General features: G+C 71.2%; 15 protein-coding genes and 1 riboswitch. Of the genes, 10 read left to right on the plus strand and 5 right to left on the minus strand.

Annotated features, from left to right (window positions below; translation table 11 throughout):
* Positions 1–31: 31 nt before the first annotated feature.
* Entirely contained in the window at positions 32–1093 is a 1062-nt protein-coding gene (locus tag AB0N02_RS21245) for a dipeptide ABC transporter ATP-binding protein (protein ID WP_363949018.1), read from the plus strand.
* A 123-nt stretch (positions 1094–1216) separates the two neighbouring features.
* On the opposite strand, the gene AB0N02_RS21250 is transcribed toward AB0N02_RS21245, so the two are convergent.
* Positions 1217–2071 (minus strand): GNAT family N-acetyltransferase, encoded by an 855-nt coding sequence (locus AB0N02_RS21250; RefSeq protein WP_363949021.1) that lies wholly within the window; start codon positions 2069–2071, stop codon positions 1217–1219.
* 79 nt (positions 2072–2150) lie between these two features.
* Here AB0N02_RS21250 and AB0N02_RS21255 point away from each other — a divergent pair, with 79 nt between their 5' ends.
* Positions 2151–3050: a LysR family transcriptional regulator gene (locus AB0N02_RS21255; protein WP_363949023.1), complete on the plus strand. Its 900-nt coding sequence runs from the start codon at positions 2151–2153 to the stop codon at positions 3048–3050.
* Here the strand turns inward: AB0N02_RS21255 and AB0N02_RS21260 are convergent.
* From AB0N02_RS21260 to AB0N02_RS21270, 3 genes are all read right to left on the minus strand, one after another.
* A complete protein-coding gene (locus tag AB0N02_RS21260; RefSeq protein ID WP_363949026.1) occupies positions 3011–3694 on the minus strand; it encodes a response regulator transcription factor in 684 nt (227 codons plus the stop codon). The two genes, AB0N02_RS21255 and AB0N02_RS21260, sit on opposite strands and share 40 nt — an antisense overlap.
* Entirely contained in the window at positions 3694–4884 is a 1191-nt protein-coding gene (locus AB0N02_RS21265) for a sensor histidine kinase (RefSeq protein ID WP_363949029.1), read from the minus strand. The genes AB0N02_RS21260 and AB0N02_RS21265 overlap by 1 nt, the downstream gene beginning before the upstream one ends.
* Positions 4885–5027: 143 nt before the next feature.
* Entirely contained in the window at positions 5028–5897 is an 870-nt protein-coding gene (locus tag AB0N02_RS21270; protein WP_363949032.1) for a RecB family exonuclease, read from the minus strand.
* 181 nt (positions 5898–6078) lie between these two features.
* Between AB0N02_RS21270 and AB0N02_RS21275 the strand changes: the two genes are divergently transcribed.
* The 3 genes from AB0N02_RS21275 (at position 6079) to AB0N02_RS21285 (ending at position 9204) form a co-directional block, all read left to right on the plus strand.
* Positions 6079–7176: a site-2 protease family protein gene (locus tag AB0N02_RS21275; protein ID WP_363949214.1), complete on the plus strand. Its 1098-nt coding sequence runs from the start codon at positions 6079–6081 to the stop codon at positions 7174–7176.
* Positions 7177–7353: 177 nt separating this feature from the next.
* A complete protein-coding gene (locus tag AB0N02_RS21280; RefSeq protein WP_363949035.1) occupies positions 7354–7710 on the plus strand; it encodes a hypothetical protein in 357 nt (118 codons plus the stop codon).
* Between the two features lie 21 nt (positions 7711–7731).
* On the plus strand, positions 7732–9204 hold the full coding sequence (locus tag AB0N02_RS21285; protein WP_363949038.1) for an FHA domain-containing protein: 1473 nt from the start codon (positions 7732–7734) through the stop codon (positions 9202–9204).
* A 228-nt stretch (positions 9205–9432) separates the two neighbouring features.
* On the opposite strand, the gene AB0N02_RS21290 is transcribed toward AB0N02_RS21285, so the two are convergent.
* On the minus strand, positions 9433–10536 hold the full coding sequence (locus AB0N02_RS21290; protein ID WP_363949041.1) for a GNAT family N-acetyltransferase: 1104 nt from the start codon (positions 10534–10536) through the stop codon (positions 9433–9435).
* A 182-nt stretch (positions 10537–10718) separates the two neighbouring features.
* On the opposite strand from AB0N02_RS21290, the gene AB0N02_RS21295 reads away from it, so the two are divergent.
* The 5 genes from AB0N02_RS21295 (at position 10719) to AB0N02_RS21315 (ending at position 17029) form a co-directional block, all read left to right on the plus strand.
* A complete protein-coding gene (locus AB0N02_RS21295; protein ID WP_363949044.1) occupies positions 10719–11588 on the plus strand; it encodes a tRNA (adenine-N1)-methyltransferase in 870 nt (289 codons plus the stop codon).
* A 205-nt stretch (positions 11589–11793) separates the two neighbouring features.
* Positions 11794–13557 (plus strand): proteasome ATPase, encoded by a 1764-nt coding sequence (gene arc / locus AB0N02_RS21300; protein ID WP_363949047.1) that lies wholly within the window; start codon positions 11794–11796, stop codon positions 13555–13557.
* A 205-nt stretch (positions 13558–13762) separates the two neighbouring features.
* Positions 13763–14947 carry an acyltransferase gene (locus tag AB0N02_RS21305; RefSeq protein ID WP_363949050.1) on the plus strand — a complete coding sequence of 395 codons (1185 nt, stop codon included), beginning with the start codon at positions 13763–13765 and terminating at the stop codon, positions 14945–14947.
* Positions 14948–15031: 84 nt separating this feature from the next.
* Positions 15032–16549 (plus strand): depupylase/deamidase Dop, encoded by a 1518-nt coding sequence (gene dop, locus AB0N02_RS21310; RefSeq protein ID WP_363949053.1) that lies wholly within the window; start codon positions 15032–15034, stop codon positions 16547–16549.
* A 147-nt stretch (positions 16550–16696) separates the two neighbouring features.
* A riboswitch (adenosylcobalamin (AdoCbl) riboswitch) is annotated at positions 16697–16791 on the plus strand.
* Positions 16792–16834: 43 nt separating this feature from the next.
* Positions 16835–17029 (plus strand): CbtB domain-containing protein, encoded by a 195-nt coding sequence (locus AB0N02_RS21315; RefSeq protein ID WP_363949056.1) that lies wholly within the window; start codon positions 16835–16837, stop codon positions 17027–17029.
* The last annotated feature ends 3 nt before the right edge of the window (positions 17030–17032 follow it).

Here is a 17032-nt window from a genome sequence, read left to right on the forward strand (position 1 = left end):
GGCCGGTCCCGCGACTGACGGGGGAGGACGCGTGACCTCGGTCGACGACAAGGGCGCCGCGAACGCGGCCCCGTCCGACGCGCTGCTGTCCGTCCAGGGGCTCGAAAAGCACTTCCCGGTGACGAAGGGCCTGCTCCGCCGCCAGGTGGGCGCGGTCAAGGCCGTCGACGGGGTCAGCTTCGACGTCCGCAAGGGCGAGACCCTCGGCCTGGTCGGCGAGTCCGGCTGCGGCAAGAGCACCACCGGCAGGCTGATCACCCGCCTGCTGGAGCCGACGGGCGGGAAGGTCGTCTTCGAGGGCCACGACATCACCCACATGTCGTCGTCGAGGATCCGCCCCCTCCGCCGCGACATCCAGATGATCTTCCAGGACCCCTACTCCTCGCTCAACCCCCGTCACACGGTCGGCGCCATCGTCGGAGCGCCCTTCCGCATCCAGGGGATCAAGTCCGAGCAGGGCACGAAGAAGGCGGTCCAGGACATCCTGGAACTGGTCGGTCTCAACCCCGAGCACTACAACCGCTATCCGCACGAGTTCTCCGGCGGCCAGCGCCAGCGCATCGGCATCGCCAGGACGCTCGCGCTCAAGCCCAAGCTCATCATCGCCGACGAGCCGGTCTCCGCGCTGGACGTGTCGATCCAGGCCCAGGTGGTCAACCTGCTGGAGGACCTGCAGAACGAGCTCGACCTGACCTACGTCATCGTCGCGCACGACCTGTCGGTCATCCGGCACATCAGCGACCGCGTCGCGGTCATGTATCTCGGCAAGATCGTCGAGCTGGCCGACCGCAAGTCCCTGTACGACTCGCCCAAGCATCCCTACACCACCGCCCTGATGTCGGCGGTTCCGGTGCCCGACCCGGCGCGCCGCAAGGATCGCGAGCGCATCCGGCTCCAGGGGGACGTGCCGAGCCCGCTCAACCCGCCGCCCGCCTGCCGCTTCCACACCCGCTGCTGGAAGGCCCAGGAGATCTGCAAGACGGTCGAGCCGCCGTTGCTGGAGCTGGCTCCCCGTCACCAGGTGGCCTGTCACTTCCCGGAGAACGCCCCCGAGGTGGGGGAGACGAGCCCTGCGGAGACCGTCTCGGCCTGACGCGTCCCGTCGTCCGTCCCGTGCGGCCCTCGCGCCGTGCGGGACGGACGCGCCGTGCCGGAAGGGCCCTTCCCGCCTCCGGGCGTGGCGGAGGCGTTCCGCGTCGTCCCGGATCACCCCGGGTCATCCCAGCGCCGACATGACCGGGGCGAAGAAACGGCTCCGGTCACCGGGGAGCGGGCCGCCGCCGAGGACCATGTCCGAGGTCCGCATCGTCGCGGTCACGCCGTGCCCCTCCAGCCATCCCGCCAGGCCGGTCCTGCGCTTTTCGACCTCCACCCTGACCGGCCCGCCGGCCTGCGCGGCGAGGTCGGCGATCAACGCACGGGCGTCCGCGAGGTTCGCGGCGATCACCGGGCCGATGACCGTGTTGTGCACGTTGCGCCACATGCCGGCGTAGCCGGTGACACGGCCCCCGTCATCGATCACCCGGATCTGCTCGGCGAAGCCCGCGTACCTCACCAGGAGCGCGGCGCGATCGGCGCCGACGACCTCCGCGTCGAGATCGGCGGTCGCCATCAGGTCCCGGGGTACGGCGGGTCGTGACCGTTCCGACGGCTTCCCGGTGAAGGTCCCCAGGTGCATGGTGACCGCGCTCGTCACGCGGAATCCGAGCCGCTCGTACAGGGGACGCCCCATCTCGGTCGCGTTCAGGAAGACGGTCGCGCCGCCCGCCCGCTCCGCGACGTGGCCGACCAGGCGGCGGCCCAGCCCCCGGCGCGCGTACCGGGAGGCCACCAGCACCATGCTGATCGCGGCGGTGCGGGTGCCGTACCGGGTCAGCACGGCCGTCGCCAGCAGCTCGCCGCCGGAGTCCACGAGCCCGTAACCCCGCCCGCACTCCAGCAGGAAACGCCACTTGCGCTCCTCCCGGTCCCAGCCTCGATCGGCCGCCACCTCCAGGCAGGCCTCCAGGTCGCCGGGGGTCAGCTCGCGGATCTCCGTCACGGCCCCCGGGGCACACGGCTGTTCTGTCATGGGCCGATCATCGGCGACGGGCCCGTGACCCGTTCAATAGTTTGCGGCTATGCCGATAGCCGATGACTATCGTTGCCGGATGGACGTCACGCTACCCGCGGTCCGGGCCTTCGTCGCCGTCGTCAGGGCGGGCTCGTTCCATGGCGCGGCCGCCGCGCTCGGGGTCAGCCAGCCGACGGTGAGCACCGCCGTGAAACGCCTGGAGGCCACCGCGGGGCGGCCGCTCCTGGTCCGCGACCGCGGCGGCGTGCGCCCGACCGAGCTGGGCGGCCTGCTGCTGGCCCACGCGGTGGCCGTGACGACCGCCGCCGACGAGTTCGAGGCGGTGCTGGCGGGGGAGGCCTCCGGGCTGACCGTGGGCTTCATGGGCGAGGCCGCGGGCGCGCTCACCTCCCGGCTGCTCGACGGGATACGGCGCGCCTCCGGCAAGGAGATACGGCTGCGCCGCTTCGACTTCGACGACCCGGCCTGCGGGCTGCTGACGGGGGAGAGCGACCTGGCCGTGGTGTGGCCGCCGCTGACCACGGGCGGGGTCCTGGAGACCCTGTTCCTCGGCGGCGACCGCCGCGCCGTCGCGGTGCCGGTCGGCGACCCGCTCGCCAGGCTCGCCACCGCCGGCCCGGCGGACCTGGCGGGCCGGGTCTGGGTGGTGCCGCACAGCCCCGACCGGATCTGGCGGGCCTTCCGTCACCCGGGCTCCATCGGTGTGACGGACGTCGCGGGCGAGATCGGGTCCGGCGCGATCGAGGAGACCCTGGAGCTGGTGGCGGCGGGGCGGGGCGTCGCCCTGCTCTCACAGGGCACCGACGAGCACTACGCCCGCGCCGGAGTGGTCTTCGTGCTGCTCTCGGACGGCCTCAGATGCACCACGGCCGTCGCCTGGCGCCGCACGGACACCCGCCCCGTGCTCGCCCGCGTCATCGCGGCCCTCGGCGGCCGTCAGGAGATGGCGCCCGGGGTGATCAGGCCGGTCTCGTAGGCGAGGACCACGGCCTGGACGCGGTCGCGCAGGCCGAGCTTGGTGAGCACGTTGCCGACATGGGTCTTGACCGTCGTCTCGCTCACCACCAGCTCGGCGGCGATCTCGGCGTTCGACATGCCCCTGGCGATCAGCCGGAGCACCTCCAGCTCGCGTTCGGTGAGCCGGTCCAGGCGGGCGGGGGTCGACTGCTGGTAGGCCGAGGGCAGGCGGGCCCCGAACTTGTCCAGCAGCCTGCGCGTGACGCTCGGCGCGACGATGGCCTCTCCCGCCGCCACCACCCGGATGGCCTGCACCAGCTCGTCGGGCGGGACGTCCTTGAGCAGGAAGCCGCTGGCCCCGGCGCGCAGCGCCTCCACGATGTACTCGTCGAGGTCGAAGGTCGTCAGCACCAGCACCCTGGGCACGTGCGCCCCGCCCGTCGCCTCGCGGACGATCCTGCGGGTCGCCTCGATGCCGTCCACGCCCGGCATCCGGATGTCCATCAGCACCACGTCGGGCAGCAGCGCGCGCGACTGCTCCTGGGCGGCCTTGCCGTCACCGGCCTCGCCGACCACCGTGATGTCGGTCTCGGCTTCCAGGATGAGACGGAACCCCGTGCGCAGCAGTGGCTGGTCGTCCACCAGCAGCACTCTGATCGTCATCACACATCCTTGAGAGGAAACCGGGCATTGACCTCGAATCCACCCTCTGGGCGCGGGCCGATCCTCAGGACTCCACCATAGAGGGCGACACGCTCGCGAATGCCGACAAGTCCGTGACCGGTCCGCTCTCCCCCCTGGGCGGTGCGGACCCCCTGGCCGTCGTCCTCGACCCGCACGGCCAGCTGGCCGTGCTCGTGCCGTACCGTCACCCAGGCGCGGGCCAGGGGGCCGGCGTGCCGCAGGCTGTTGGTCAGCGCCTCCTGAACCAGCCGGTAGGCGGCCAGGTCGACGCCGGGAGGCAGCGTCCTGTGCTCGCCCTCGATCCACAGCTGCGTCCGCAGACCGGCCTCGCGCATCTGCTCGACCAGCGCGGGGATCTCGCTCACCCCCGGCTGCGGGCTCCGCTCCGCGGGCGCGGCGTCGGTCCTGAGCACGCCCACGATGTTGCGCATCTCCGCCATCGCGGTCCGCCCCATCTCCTCGATGGCCGACAGCGCCTCCCTGGCCCCGTCGGGGTTGGTGGCCAGCACCCGGCGCGCGGCTGAGGCCTGGACGGTCATCACGCTCACGTGGTGGGCGACCACGTCGTGCAGTTCCCTGGCGATGCGGGAACGCTCCTCGGCCCTGGCCGCCCGTGTGTCGGCCTCCCTGGCCCGCTCCGTGCGCTCGGCCCGGTCCCGCAACTCCGCCATGTACGCCCGGCGGAGCCGGGCGCTGCGGCCGGAGATCCACAGGGTGAGCGCCAGGACGGCCACGAGCAGGTGGGCCGTCCAGTCGCCGAGCCCGTCGCCCAGCGACGCGGAGACGAGGTGACAGGCGAAACTCCAGGCCAGCGCGCCCAGGCTGGCGGCCAGGCCGCGATGGGCGGAGATCGTGTAGAGCAGCACCAGCGTGGCGGGCCACAGCGGGAGGTCGCTCAGGCCCAGCGGCGCCAGGGCGACGCCCGCCAGGCCGACCAGGAACAGCATGGGCAACGGCAGGCGGCGGCGCAGCACCGGGGACAGGCAACCGGCCACGAGCAGGACCGAGGCCAGGACGCCGGGCAGGCCGGGCCGGGGCGTCCCGGCGGACGTGAGGGGGACGTAGAGGGAGAGCGCGGCCCCCGACGCCAGCACCGACGCCAGGACCGCGTCGAGGACCAACGGACGATCATGGAGCCAGACCCGCAGGCCGCCGGGGGGGTTGCGCACACAATCAATGTAGGCGTCCCACCCCTGCCGCCACCCTGCTCCGGGGGGATATCGCCCTCATCCCCCCGGAGGAAGGCCCGCGGGAAGGGCCGCCACCGGGAACCGGGCCGCCCACCGGGGACGGGGCCGCGGGACGGGGCCGCTCAGAGCTCGTCGGTGGCGGCCCTGGGCGTCATGCGGGTGCTGCGCACGGTGTCGCCGGGCTGCCGCTCCGGCAGCGGCGGGGGAGTGCCGCCGAACTGCGGGCACAGCTCCTGGTGGTTGCACCAGTCGCACAGCCTGCTGGGCCGGGGAGGCCACTCGCCGGTCTCCATCGCCCGCTCGATGGCCGTCCACAGGGCCCGCACCTTGCGCTCGGTGGCGCGCAGGTCCGCCTCGTCGGGGGAGTAGCGCAGGACCTCGCCGTCACCCCCGAGATACATCAGCTGGAGCAGACGGGGCACGGAGCCGTGCAGCCGCCACAGCGCCAGCGCGTAGAACTTCATCTGGAACAGCGCCTTGGCCTCGAAGGCGGGGCCCGGCGCGTTGCCCGTCTTGTAGTCGACGACGCGCACCTCGCCGGTGGGCGCGACGTCGAGGCGGTCGATGTAGCCGCGCAGCATCAGGCCGTTGTCCAGCACCGCCTCCACGTAGAGCTCCCGCTCGGCCGGCTCCAGGCAGGTGGGGTCCTCCAGGGTGAAGTAGCGCTTCAGCATGTCACGGGCCTGGGAGAGCCACTCGGCCCGCTCCCGGTCGTCGGCGAACATGTCGCCGTAGGCGGGCTCCTCGGCCAGCAGCCTGTGCCACTGCGGCTCCAGAAGCTCCAGGGCCGCGCCCACCGTGCGCGCCGGAGCGGGAAGATCGTAGAGGCGCTCCAGCACCGAGTGGACCATCGTGCCGCGCACCGCGGCGGGCGACGGCGGCTCGGGCAGCCGGTCGATCACCCGGAACCTGTAGAGCAACGGGCACGTCATGAAGTCACCGGCGCGGGACGGCGACAGCGCTCCGATGATCGTGGGTTCGATCAGTGACATGTCCGCACTGTAGGTCACGGTGACGACAGTTTGGGACGGCGGTTTGGGGCCCAGGTGGACTCGGGACGTCTGCGGGGGGCGAGATGGCGCGTAGCATCAAGGCCTGAAGGCGAAGTGAGCGAGGAACGGTGAGCCAGCGTTGAGCAGCGACAGCCCGCGCCAGGACAGCCCAGGACTGCGGATGGGACGGCCGTTCGGCATCCCGGTGTACGTCTCGCCGACCTGGCTCATCGTGGCGGCGTTCATCACCTACAGCTTCCAGCAGACGGTGAGCGTCTGGCTGCCCACGCTGAGCGTCCCGATGACCTACGTCGTCGCGTTCGCGTTCGCGGTGCTGCTGTACGTCTCGGTGTTCCTGCACGAGCTGGCCCACTGCGTCGTGGCCAGGATGTACGGCCTGCCCGTCCGCCGCATCACCCTCTACCTGCTCGGTGGCGTCTCGGAGATCGAGCGCGAGCCCGAGACCCCGGGCAGGGAGTTCATGGTCGCCTTCGCCGGCCCCCTGCTCTCCCTGGGACTGGCCGCCGCCGGAACCTTCGCCCACAGCCTCATGGGCTTCGACACGACCACCGTCCTGGGCGTGCTCACCATGCTGCTGGGGTGGTCCAACCTGATGGTCGGGGTCTTCAACCTGCTGCCGGGGCTGCCGCTCGACGGCGGCCGCATGCTGCGGGCGGGGGTCTGGAAGGCCACCAGGAGCCCGATGTCGGGCACCATCGCCGCGGCCTGGGGCGGCCGGGTGCTGGCCGTCGGGATGGTCGCGATGGTCGTCGGCGTGGCGCTGGTCAGCGGGCAGGCGCCGAGCCCGAACATGCTCATCTGGTCGCTCCTGCTGGCCGCCTTCATCTGGATGGGCGCCTCCCAGTCGCTGCGCGGCGCCCGGATGCGGGCCCGCATCCCGCAGGTGAACGCCCGAGCCCTGGCCAGGCGGGCCATTCCGGTGACCGGCGACGTGCCGCTGGCCGAGGCGCTGCGCCGGGCCTCGGAGGCGCAGGCGGGGGCCATGGTCGTGGTCGACCACGAGGGCCGCCCCACCGGGATCGTCAACGAGGTCGCGGTCGAGGCCACCCCCGAGAACCGCCGTCCCTGGGTGACGGCGGGCTCGCTGGCGCGCAACCTCGAGCCGTCGCTGGTGCTGGCCGCCGATCTGTCGGGGGAGGCGCTGATCGACGCCATGCGCGAGGCGCCCGCGGGAGAGTACCTCCTGGTCGAGCGTGGCGGGGAGATCTTCGGGGTGCTGGCCACCTCCGACGTGAACCGGGTGTTCAGCGGGGTCTAGCGGGCCACGGGGGATCACAAGGGATCGCAGGGGCGCAGGGGATCACGGGGGATCACAGAGGATCTCCGCGTGTCCGGCCGGATGCGTACCGTTACCACCGGAACGGTGTGGGGCGGGGCGATCCGGTGTCGCCCCCTCGTTTTCGGAGCGTGCCGCGACTAATGTTCTGGCCAACCGATGTTCTGGCCGGCCGAACCGGTCGGCCGTCGCGTGTTCTGGCCGGCCGAAACGGTCGGCCGTCGCGCCGGCGGATCGCCGGTCCTGTCGGCGGTGGCGGTCCCGTCGGCGGTGCCGGGGGCGTCCGGGAGCCGGTCGGCCGCTTCCTCGCGCGGCCGCGGCGGGGAGGGGCCGGTGACGCCGTTCCATTCGCTGACGCTCGTTCATGAGGGCCTTCTGCTGTACTTTTTGCTACGGTCCGGTGCGGTTGATGTCACCGACCCGGTGCCATCGGCCGTGTTCCGGACGCATTTCACCGTCGTCCGGTCCGTGGGGCCGGTGGCGAACGGGCCGACGCGGGTGCCGTTCGTCCGGTGACGTTTCGGGAGGGAGAGTTCTGTGACCGACGAGGGCTTCGGAGTGGTGCGTCCGCTTCCGGGCAACGGGCTGGTCGCCCACGTGGGCGACCTGCTGCTGGTGTGTGACGCGGCCGAGGCTGTCGTGGAGGACCTGCTGGGCGCGCTGAGGGAGACCGTGGCCTCGGGCGGCGACGGCCGCGCGCTGGCCCGCCGCGTCGCGCAGGTGCTGGCGGTCATGATGGGCGAGTCCGTGGCCTGCGCGGTCGCGGGGCCGGTGTCCACGGGGGTCGCCGTGCTCGTCAGCGGGCCCGCCTTCGCGTCGGTCACCGGCTCGGCGGGCGAGGTCCGGCTGGCCGGGCGCGACGCGCTCACCTGGTCCGACCGGCTGGTGCCCGGCCCGGTGACCCGGGTGGAGCTGCGCCTTCCCGAGGCCGGCGAGGCGCACCCCCTCACCCGGCTGGACGGCGGCGTGATCGTCGGCGGCGGAGTCCTTTGCCTCCCGGCCGAGGAGGGGGCACCGGTCCAGGAGGTCCGGCGCCCCGAGCCAGCGGTGGAGCCCCGGATGGAGGCGGCCGCGGCGGTCCAGCCGCCGGTGCCCCAGGCCGAGGCCGTCCCGCCCGTCCAGGAGTGGTCGCAGCCCCCGGCCGAGATGGCGCCTCCGCCCGTCTCCGCGCCCTCGGACTGGTCCGTTCCCGCCCCCGCCTCCTCGCACCCCGAGTGGCCGGCGTCTCCGATCGAGAGTCTCCCCCCGGCCCCCTACCCGATGGGGCCTCCCGACCAGTACGTTCCCGCGCCGCAGCCCGCCGTGCCCCAGGCCTGGCACTCCGAGCCCGTGCCCGGCCTCCCGCTGCAGGGGCCCGCCTCCGGGCACGTCCCGGCCGTGGGCCAGCACGAGGAGATGGAGCCCCCCAGGGCGGGCGGCCCCGGGGGCGAGCCCCTCGACGTCCGGGACCAGTCGTTCGACTACGAGCTGCCGCCCCCGGGGGGCGCGCAGGGCCCGATCGAGCCGTCGCCGTCCGACCAGCAGCCCGAGTCGCGGCCGCTGGTCTACGGTGTGGACTGCAAGAACGACCACTTCAACGACCCGCGCGTGCCGTACTGCGCGGTCTGCGGCATCGCGCTGGTGCAGCGCACGCTCGTTCCCTACAAGGGGCCGCGCCCGCCGCTGGGCGTGCTCCTCCTCGACGACGGCATGACCCTCCGCCTCGACACCGACTACCTGGTCGGCCGCGATCCGGAGCGGGCCCCGGAGGTCGCCGACGGCTCGGTGCGCCCGGCCAAGGTCACCAGCCCGGACGGCTCGGTCTCCCGGCGTCACCTGCGGGTCGCGCTGGACGGCTGGGACGTCAACCTGGTGGACCTGGGCTCGGTCAACGGCACCCAGATCCAGCCCCCCGGCGACCCCAACTTCTACGACATCCCGCCGAACGAGCCGGTCGCGATCCTGCCCGGCACGACCGTGCGGATCGGCGTCTCCCGCACGATGCGCTACGAGTCGCACCGCAACCGCTAGCGCGCCCGCGCCTTTCCCGGGAAAGCCCGGGAAAGCCCTGGAAGGGCCCGGGAAGACCCCTGAGAGCCTCTGGGAGATCCCGGAAGGGGAGGGCGTGACATTCCCGCCGCCGCCCGGGGCGCGGGCCGCCAGGGCCGTCCCGGCGGCGCGCGGCCACCTCGGCGCGGCCCCGCGAGGGCGCGTGCTCGTGAATCCCGGGGGCGCGACCGCTCCCGGGGTTCTCGCGGGCTACTCCCGCGGACGCATCCGGCACCACTGCAGGTCGTCCAGACGCGTGCCGTCCGGTCCCGGCAGCAGGCTGCGCAGCAGGGCCTCCCGGCTGAAGCCGGCGCGCTCCAGCACCCGCTGTGACGCGATGTTGGAGGGCGCGGTGCCTGCCACGATCCGCTCCAGGGAGGAGTGCTCGAAGGCCCACTCGACCAGCAGGTTCACCGCGCGGACGGTGAAGCCCCTGCCGCGGAACGCGGGCAGCGTGCTGTAGCCCGTCATGGCCTGGCCCAGGAGGGGGACGATCGAGGTGAGCTGGATGTGCCCGGCGAAGTCGTCCGTCCCGGCGTCCCTGATGGCCACCTCGACCCGGTCGCCGGTCAGCCAGCGCATCCCCGCCTCACGGCAGAGGCGCTCGACCCTGGCCGGGTCGGGCCCCTCCGGGGGGACGCTGTAGCGGGCGACGTCCGGCAGGTTCTGCAGCGCGTGGTAGTCGTCCGTGTCCCGCGGGCCCAGCGGCGTCAGCCGTACCACCCCGTCGGACAGCGAACCGCCGGGGAAGCCGGACAGGAACGGCCGTACGCGCTCGCCGGGATCGTCGTGCAGCCGGGCGAAGGCCACCAGGTCACCGCGGGTGCCGTCCCGCCGGGCCTCGGCCGAGCGCCGGACGCCCTCGTGGTGGAAGCCGGCGGCCATCGCGACCCGCTGGCTGGCCAGGTTCTCCACGTCGGCCAGCAGCTCCACGCGCCGCAGCCCGAGCGCGAAGGCCCACCCGGTCAGCGCCCTGGTGGCCTCCGTCGCCACCCCGCGTCCCTGCGCCCACGGCGCGACCAGATAGCCGATCTCGCCGTTGCCCCGGGGGTCGAGCGGCTTGAGCCCGATGTTCCCGATCCACTCGTCCGTCTCGGCGTCGGCGACGGTGAACGCGGCGCCGCCGGCCTTCCACGTCTGCTCGGCGATCCCCAGGAAGGCGACCGCGTCGTCGCGGGTGTACGGCACCGGCATGGTCGGCAGGAAGTGGTGGACGCGGGGGTCGGCGCAGGCGCGGGCCATCGGCTCGGCGTCGGCCGGGACCGGCGGACGCAGGACGACCTGACCGGCGAGGATCACATCTTGTGGCAGCATCCCCAACTGCTATCAGTTCCCGACAGATGTGAACCAACCATTTGCCCCTCATGCGGCCGCCGGGCCCGGATCCGTCGCCGCGAACGGGGGCGGGATCCGGCCTCCGCGCGGGGCGGGTGGCGTCGGCGGGCGCCGTCCCGGGACGGGACCGGTGGCCGCCGTGCGCCGATAACCTTGCGTGCATGGGTTTTCGCAGGCATGGGCCGTTTCAGGCCGGGGATCAGGTTCAGCTCACCGACCCCAAGAACAAGCGTCACACGGTGACGCTGAAGGAAGACGGGGTCTTCCACACGCACAAGGGCGCGATCCCGCACAGTGACCTGATCGGTCAGCCCGAGGGATCGGTCGTGCGCTCGTCCGGCGGCACCCAGTATCTCGCCTTCAGGCACCTGCTCCAGGACTACACGCTGTCCATGCCGCGCGGCGCGGCGGTCATCTACCCGAAGGACTCGGCGCAGATCGTCGGCATGGCGGACGTCTTCCCCGGGGCGCGCGTCGTCGAGGCGGGGGTCGGCTCGGGGGCGCTGACCTGCTTCCTGCTGCGGGCCGTCGGCTCCGAGGGCAGGGTGACCTCCTACGAGCGGCGCGAGGACTTCGCCGAGGTGGCCACCAAGAACGTGGAGAAGTTCTACGGCGGCCCGATGGACCAGTGGCGTCTGGTCGTCGGCGACTTCGTGGACGCCCTCGACGAGAGCGACGTCGACCGGATCATCCTGGACATGCTCGCCCCGTGGGAGTGCGTCGACGCCGCGGCCAAGGCGCTCACGCCGGGTGGTGTCATCTGCTGTTATGTGGCGACTACGACCCAGTTGTCCCGCACGGTGGAAACTCTCCGCGAACACGGGAGTTTCACCGAGCCCCATGCGTGGGAGACCCTGGTTCGCGACTGGCATGTCGAAGGCCTGGCGGTACGGCCCGATCACCGGATGGTCGGCCACACCGGGTTTCTCGTCACCGCGCGTCGCATGGCGGACGGAGTGACCCCACCACCCCGTCGCAGGCGTCCGGCAAAGGGGGCATATGGCGAAGAGTCTGCGTCGTCCACTAGTTGATGACGATTCGGCCACGAGGGTGCGTCAGGTCGTGCCGTGGGAACAGAATCCCGTGTTCTTATGCTCCATGGACTAAACGCACCATAAGGGATTAATCAGCGCCTACTTAATGTAGCCATACGAACACCGTTCGGCCAGGTAAGGGACAGCCCCCAGATGGGTAGGGTTTTGAGTAGTCGGTCTCGACTGGGAAGGAGGTGACGCCGTGGCAGCTCGCGACGACGCTGAGGCTCGAGCCGCGCAGCGCGAACGGGAGGTCGCTGACCTCACAACACAGGTCTCCTTCCTGCAGGAGGAGATCACCGCGCTACGTCGGAAGCTGACGGAGTCTCCCCGGCAGGCCAGGATCCTCGAAGAGCGTCTCCATGAAGCGCAGGCGAGCCTCGCGGCCGTAACCGGCCAGAACGAGCGTCTGGTGGCCACCCTGAAGGAGGCCAGGGACCAGATCGTCGCGCTCAAGGAGGAAGTCGACCGGTTGGCGCAGCCGCCATCCGGGTTCGGCGTGTTCCTCGAGGCAAGGGAAGACAGCACGGTGGAGGTTTTCACCGGCGGTCGCAAACTTCGAGTGAACGTCAGTCCAGCGGTGGACGTCGAATCGCTGAAGCGTGGCCAGGAGGTCATGCTCAACGAGGCGCTCAACGTGGTCGAGGCCCTCGGATACGAGGAGCTCGGCGAGATCGTGATGCTCAAGGAGCTCCTTGAGGACGGCCAGCGCGCGCTGGTGATCTCGCACGCCGACGAGGAGCGGGTGGTGAGACTGGCCGAGTCGCTGCTCGACCAGCCGATCCGGGCGGGCGACTCACTGCTGCTGGAGCCGCGCTCCGGCTACGTCTACGAGCGCATTCCCAAGTCCGAAGTCGAGGAGCTCGTCCTGGAGGAGGTGCCCGACATCTCCTACGAGGAGATCGGCGGGCTCATGCGGCAGATCGAGCAGATCCGGGACGCCATCGAGCTTCCCTACCTGCACGCCGACCTCTTCCGCGAGCACAAGCTCCGTCCCCCGAAGGGCGTGCTGCTGTACGGCCCGCCCGGTTGCGGAAAGACGCTGATCGCCAAGGCCGTCGCCAACTCCCTGGCCAAGCAGGTCGCGGAGAAGACCGGTCAGTCCGGCAAGAGCTTCTTCCTCAACATCAAGGGTCCCGAGCTTCTCAACAAGTACGTCGGCGAGACCGAGCGGCACATCCGCCTGGTCTTCCAGCGTGCCCGGGAGAAGGCCTCCGAGGGCACCCCGGTGATCGTGTTCTTCGACGAGATGGACTCGATCTTCCGGACCCGTGGCTCGGGCGTCTCCTCCGACGTCGAGAACACCATCGTTCCCCAGCTGCTGTCCGAGATCGACGGTGTCGAGGGCCTGGAGAACGTCATCGTGATCGGCGCCTCCAACCGCGAGGACATGATCGACCCGGCGATCCTGCGGCCCGGCCGCCTGGACGTCAAGATCAAGATCGAGCGGCCGGACGCCGAGGCGGCCAAGGACATCTTCTCGAAGTACCTCATCCAGGATCTCCCGCTCCACCCCGACGACCTCACCGAACACGGCGACAGCCGCGAGGCCACCATCTCGGGCATGATCCAGCGGGTCGTCGAGCGGATGTACACCGAGAGCGAGGAGAACCGCTTCCTCGAGGTGACCTACGCCAACGGTGACAAGGAAGTCCTGTACTTCAAGGACTTCAACTCCGGCGCCATGATCCAGAACATCGTGGACCGCGGCAAGAAGATGGCGATCAAGCAGTTCCTCGACTCCGGGCAGAAGGGCCTGCGGATCCAGCATCTGCTGGCGGCCTGCGTGGACGAGTTCTCCGAGAACGAGGACCTGCCCAACACCACCAACCCCGACGACTGGGCCCGCATCTCCGGCAAGAAGGGCGAGCGGATCGTCTACATCCGCACCCTCGTGACGGGCAAGCAGGGCACCGAGGCGGGCCGGTCCATCGACACGGTCGCCAACACCGGCCAGTACCTCTAGCGCATCACCTCCGGCGCGCACGAAGGCGGCGCCCGTCCCTCACCCGGGGGCGGGCGCCGCCTTCGTGTACGCGCGGCGCCCCGCCGCGGGGCGGTCCGCCGGTGAAGGATGTGACCGGTGGGAAAAACGAGGCGCCCGGGAGGGAACCCGAATGATCGAAGTGCCGTCCAAGATGCGTGCGTGAAGATCTAGCTCCGGCCACCTCGTGACCGGCACGGTGGACCGGGGGAACGGACGGCTCGCCGAACTCGACCTTCTGCGGTTCGTCGCCGCCATGGCGGTCGTGTCCTTCCACTACCTCATCGCCTTCGCCTCCGTCTGGGGAGAGCGCCCGGCCAAGCTGTTCCCCGCGGTGGCGCCGCTGTCGAGCCTGGGCATCCTCGGCGTCGAGCTGTTCTTCATGATCAGCGGTTTCGTGATCCTGATGAGCATCTGGGGCAGGAGCCTGGGCGCGTTCGCGCTCTCGCGCCTGGTACGCCTGTATCCCGCCTACTGGGTCAGCGTGGCCGCGGTCGCCGCGGTCTACGGCCTGACGGCGGCGACGGCGCTCGACCCCAAGCTGAGCCTGCGCGACTATCTGGTCAACCTGACCATGTTCCAGCGCGCCGCCGGGGTCACCGACGCCAACGGCGTCTACTGGTCGCTCTGGGCCGAGCTCCGCTTCTACCTGCTGATCTCGATCCTGGTGATCGTCGGGGTGACGTTCGCGCGCTGCCTGGTCTTCATGGGCGTGTGGCTGCTGGCGGCCGTGGCGGCAGGGGTGCTCGGGCTCGCCGAGAACGAGTGGGTGCAGCTGATCGTGATGCCGAAGTACGCGCCGTACTTCGTGGCGGGCATGGCCTTCTACCTGATGACCAGGTTCGGGCCGAAAGTGGTGCTGTGGTGCGTGGCCGGGATCAGCGGCGGCCTGGCGGTGGACGCGGCCCTGGCCAGGGTCGCCGGCCGGATCGAGGCGGCGGGCCGCGAGGCGATGCCCGCGGCCGACTGGGCGGTGGTGGCGACCGTCGCCTGCTTCTACGTGCTGATGGCGATGGTGGCGCTGGGCTGGCTGAGCCGGCTGCGCTGGCGCGGCCTGGTCGTGCTGGGAGCCCTCACCTACCCGCTCTACCTTTTCCACACGCCGGTCGCGGTGGTGCTCGTGCCCGCCCTGCGGGACGCGCTTCCCCCCTGGCTGACCGCGCTGGTCACCGTACTGGTCACGATGGCCCTGTCCTACGTCGTCCACCGGGTCGCCGAGCGGCCCGTGCAGGAGTTCGTCAAGGCCAGGCGGCGGCGCCGGGCCGCGGCGGCCGGTCCGCCCGCCCCCACGCCCGATCCGCCCGGCCGGGGAGCGTTCCCCGCCCCGCCCGCCGAGCCCTTCGCCGCGGGCGAAAAGGCCTCTGTGCCATAACTGTATGGTCACCGGGCATAGTGAAGGGTCTAGGGTCGGGGATATATACGGCGGAGAACTCAGTCGGATGAACAGAGGGTGCGCATGACGGTACGGCGGGTGATGGGCATCGAGACCGAATACGGCATCTCCGTGCCCGGACAGCCGGGGGCCAACGCGATGGTGACCTCCTCCCAGGTGGTGAACGCCTATCTGGCGGCCTCGGCGGCCAGAGCCAGGCGGGCACGGTGGGACTTCGAGGAGGAGAACCCGCTGCGCGACGCCCGGGGTTTCGACCTGTCCAGGGAGGTGGCCGACCAGAGCCAGCTCACCGACGAGGACCTGGGTCTGGCCAACGTGATCCTCACCAACGGGGCCCGGCTGTACGTGGATCACGCCCATCCCGAATACTCGACTCCCGAATGCACCAATCCGCGGGCGGCGGTGATCTGGGACAAGGCGGGGGAGCGGGTCATGCACGACGCCGCGGTCCGCGCCTCGGCCATCCCGTCCAACGCCCCGATCCAGCTCTACAAGAACAACACCGACAACAAGGGCGCCTCCTACGGCTGCCACGAGAACTACCTGATGCGGCGGGCCACGCCGTTCGCCGACATCGTCAGGCACCTGACCCCGTTCTTCGTCTCCCGGCAGGTCGTCACCGGGGCGGGGAAGGTCGGCATCGGGCAGGACTCGCGCGGCGAGGGCTTCCAGATCAGCCAGCGGGCCGACTTCTTCGAGGTCGAGGTCGGGCTGGAGACGACGCTCAAGCGGCCGATCATCAACACCCGGGACGAGCCCCACGCCGACCCGGAGAAGTACCGCAGGCTGCACGTCATCATCGGCGACGCCAACATGTCGGAGATCTCGACCTACCTGAAGCTGGGGTCGACGGCGCTGGTCCTCGCCATGATCGAGGACGGCTACTTCACCCGCGACCTGGCGGTCGACAACCCCGTCCAGGCGCTGCGCGCGGTCTCCCACGACCCGACGCTCAAGTACGAGATCTCGATGCGCGACGGCCGCAGGCTGACGGCGGTGCAGCTCCAGATGGAGTACCTGGAGCTGGCGCGCAAGTACGCCGAGGAGCGCAGCGGCAACGGCGTCGACGAGCTCACCAAGGACGTCCTGGACCGCTGGGAGTCCGTTCTCACCCGCCTGGCCGAGGACCCGATGCAGCTGTCGCGGGAGCTCGACTGGGTGGCCAAGCTGGAGCTGCTGGAGGGCTACCGCGCCCGTGACGGCCTGGCCTGGTCCCACCCGCGCCTGCAGCTCGTCGATCTGCAGTACTCCGACATCCGGCCCGACCGGGGCCTGTACAACAGGCTGGTCGCCCGGGGCCGGATGCAGCGCCTGGTGACCGAGGACGAGGTCCAGCGGGCCATCGAGGCCCCGCCCAGCGACACCCGGGCCTACTTCCGCGGCCGTTGCCTGAGCCAGTTCAGCGAGTCGGTCGCCGCCGCCTCCTGGGATTCGGTCATCTTCGACATCCCCGGGAGGGAGTCCCTGCAGCGGGTTCCGACCATGGAGCCGCTGCGCGGTACCAAGGCCCACGTCGGCGAGCTGTTCGACCGCTGCCGCACCGCCGCCGACCTGGTGACCGCCCTCACCGGCGAGCAGTGAGGGCCCGCCCGCGGAGGGGGTCCCCGGCAGGGACGCCTTCCGCGGGAAGGCCGCGGATCATGGCGCCGGATCGTGGATTCGGATGGGATGCCGGGCGTCACCTGGATTGACGGAACGTAGGGAACCGGGATACGTTCCGGGTGTTTTGTGGCGGTGCGAGGGAAATCCGGTGAGATTCCGGTGCGGTCGCGCCACTGTAACCGGCCCTTCCGGGGCTGGAAGCCAGGTCACTCGGCCGCCACCGACCTTACGACTAGGGACGCGTCAATCCCGAAGGAGGTGGCCGTGAGCCAGATCTCTGCTCCGTACGCCCAGCCCATCCCCTGGATCTCACTCACCCGCTGGCTGCTCGCAGTACCGGTGCTGCTGCTCATCGCCTACCTGGTCGCCTTCGACCAGGGAGCGATCTCGCAGGCCGGAAACTACCTGCACGAACTCATGCACGACGGTCGTCACCTGCTCGGCGTCCCCTGCCACTGAGCC

Source organism: Streptosporangium sp. NPDC051022, assembly GCF_040683035.1.
In the GTDB taxonomy this organism is placed as follows: Bacteria; Actinomycetota; Actinomycetes; order Streptosporangiales; family Streptosporangiaceae; genus Streptosporangium.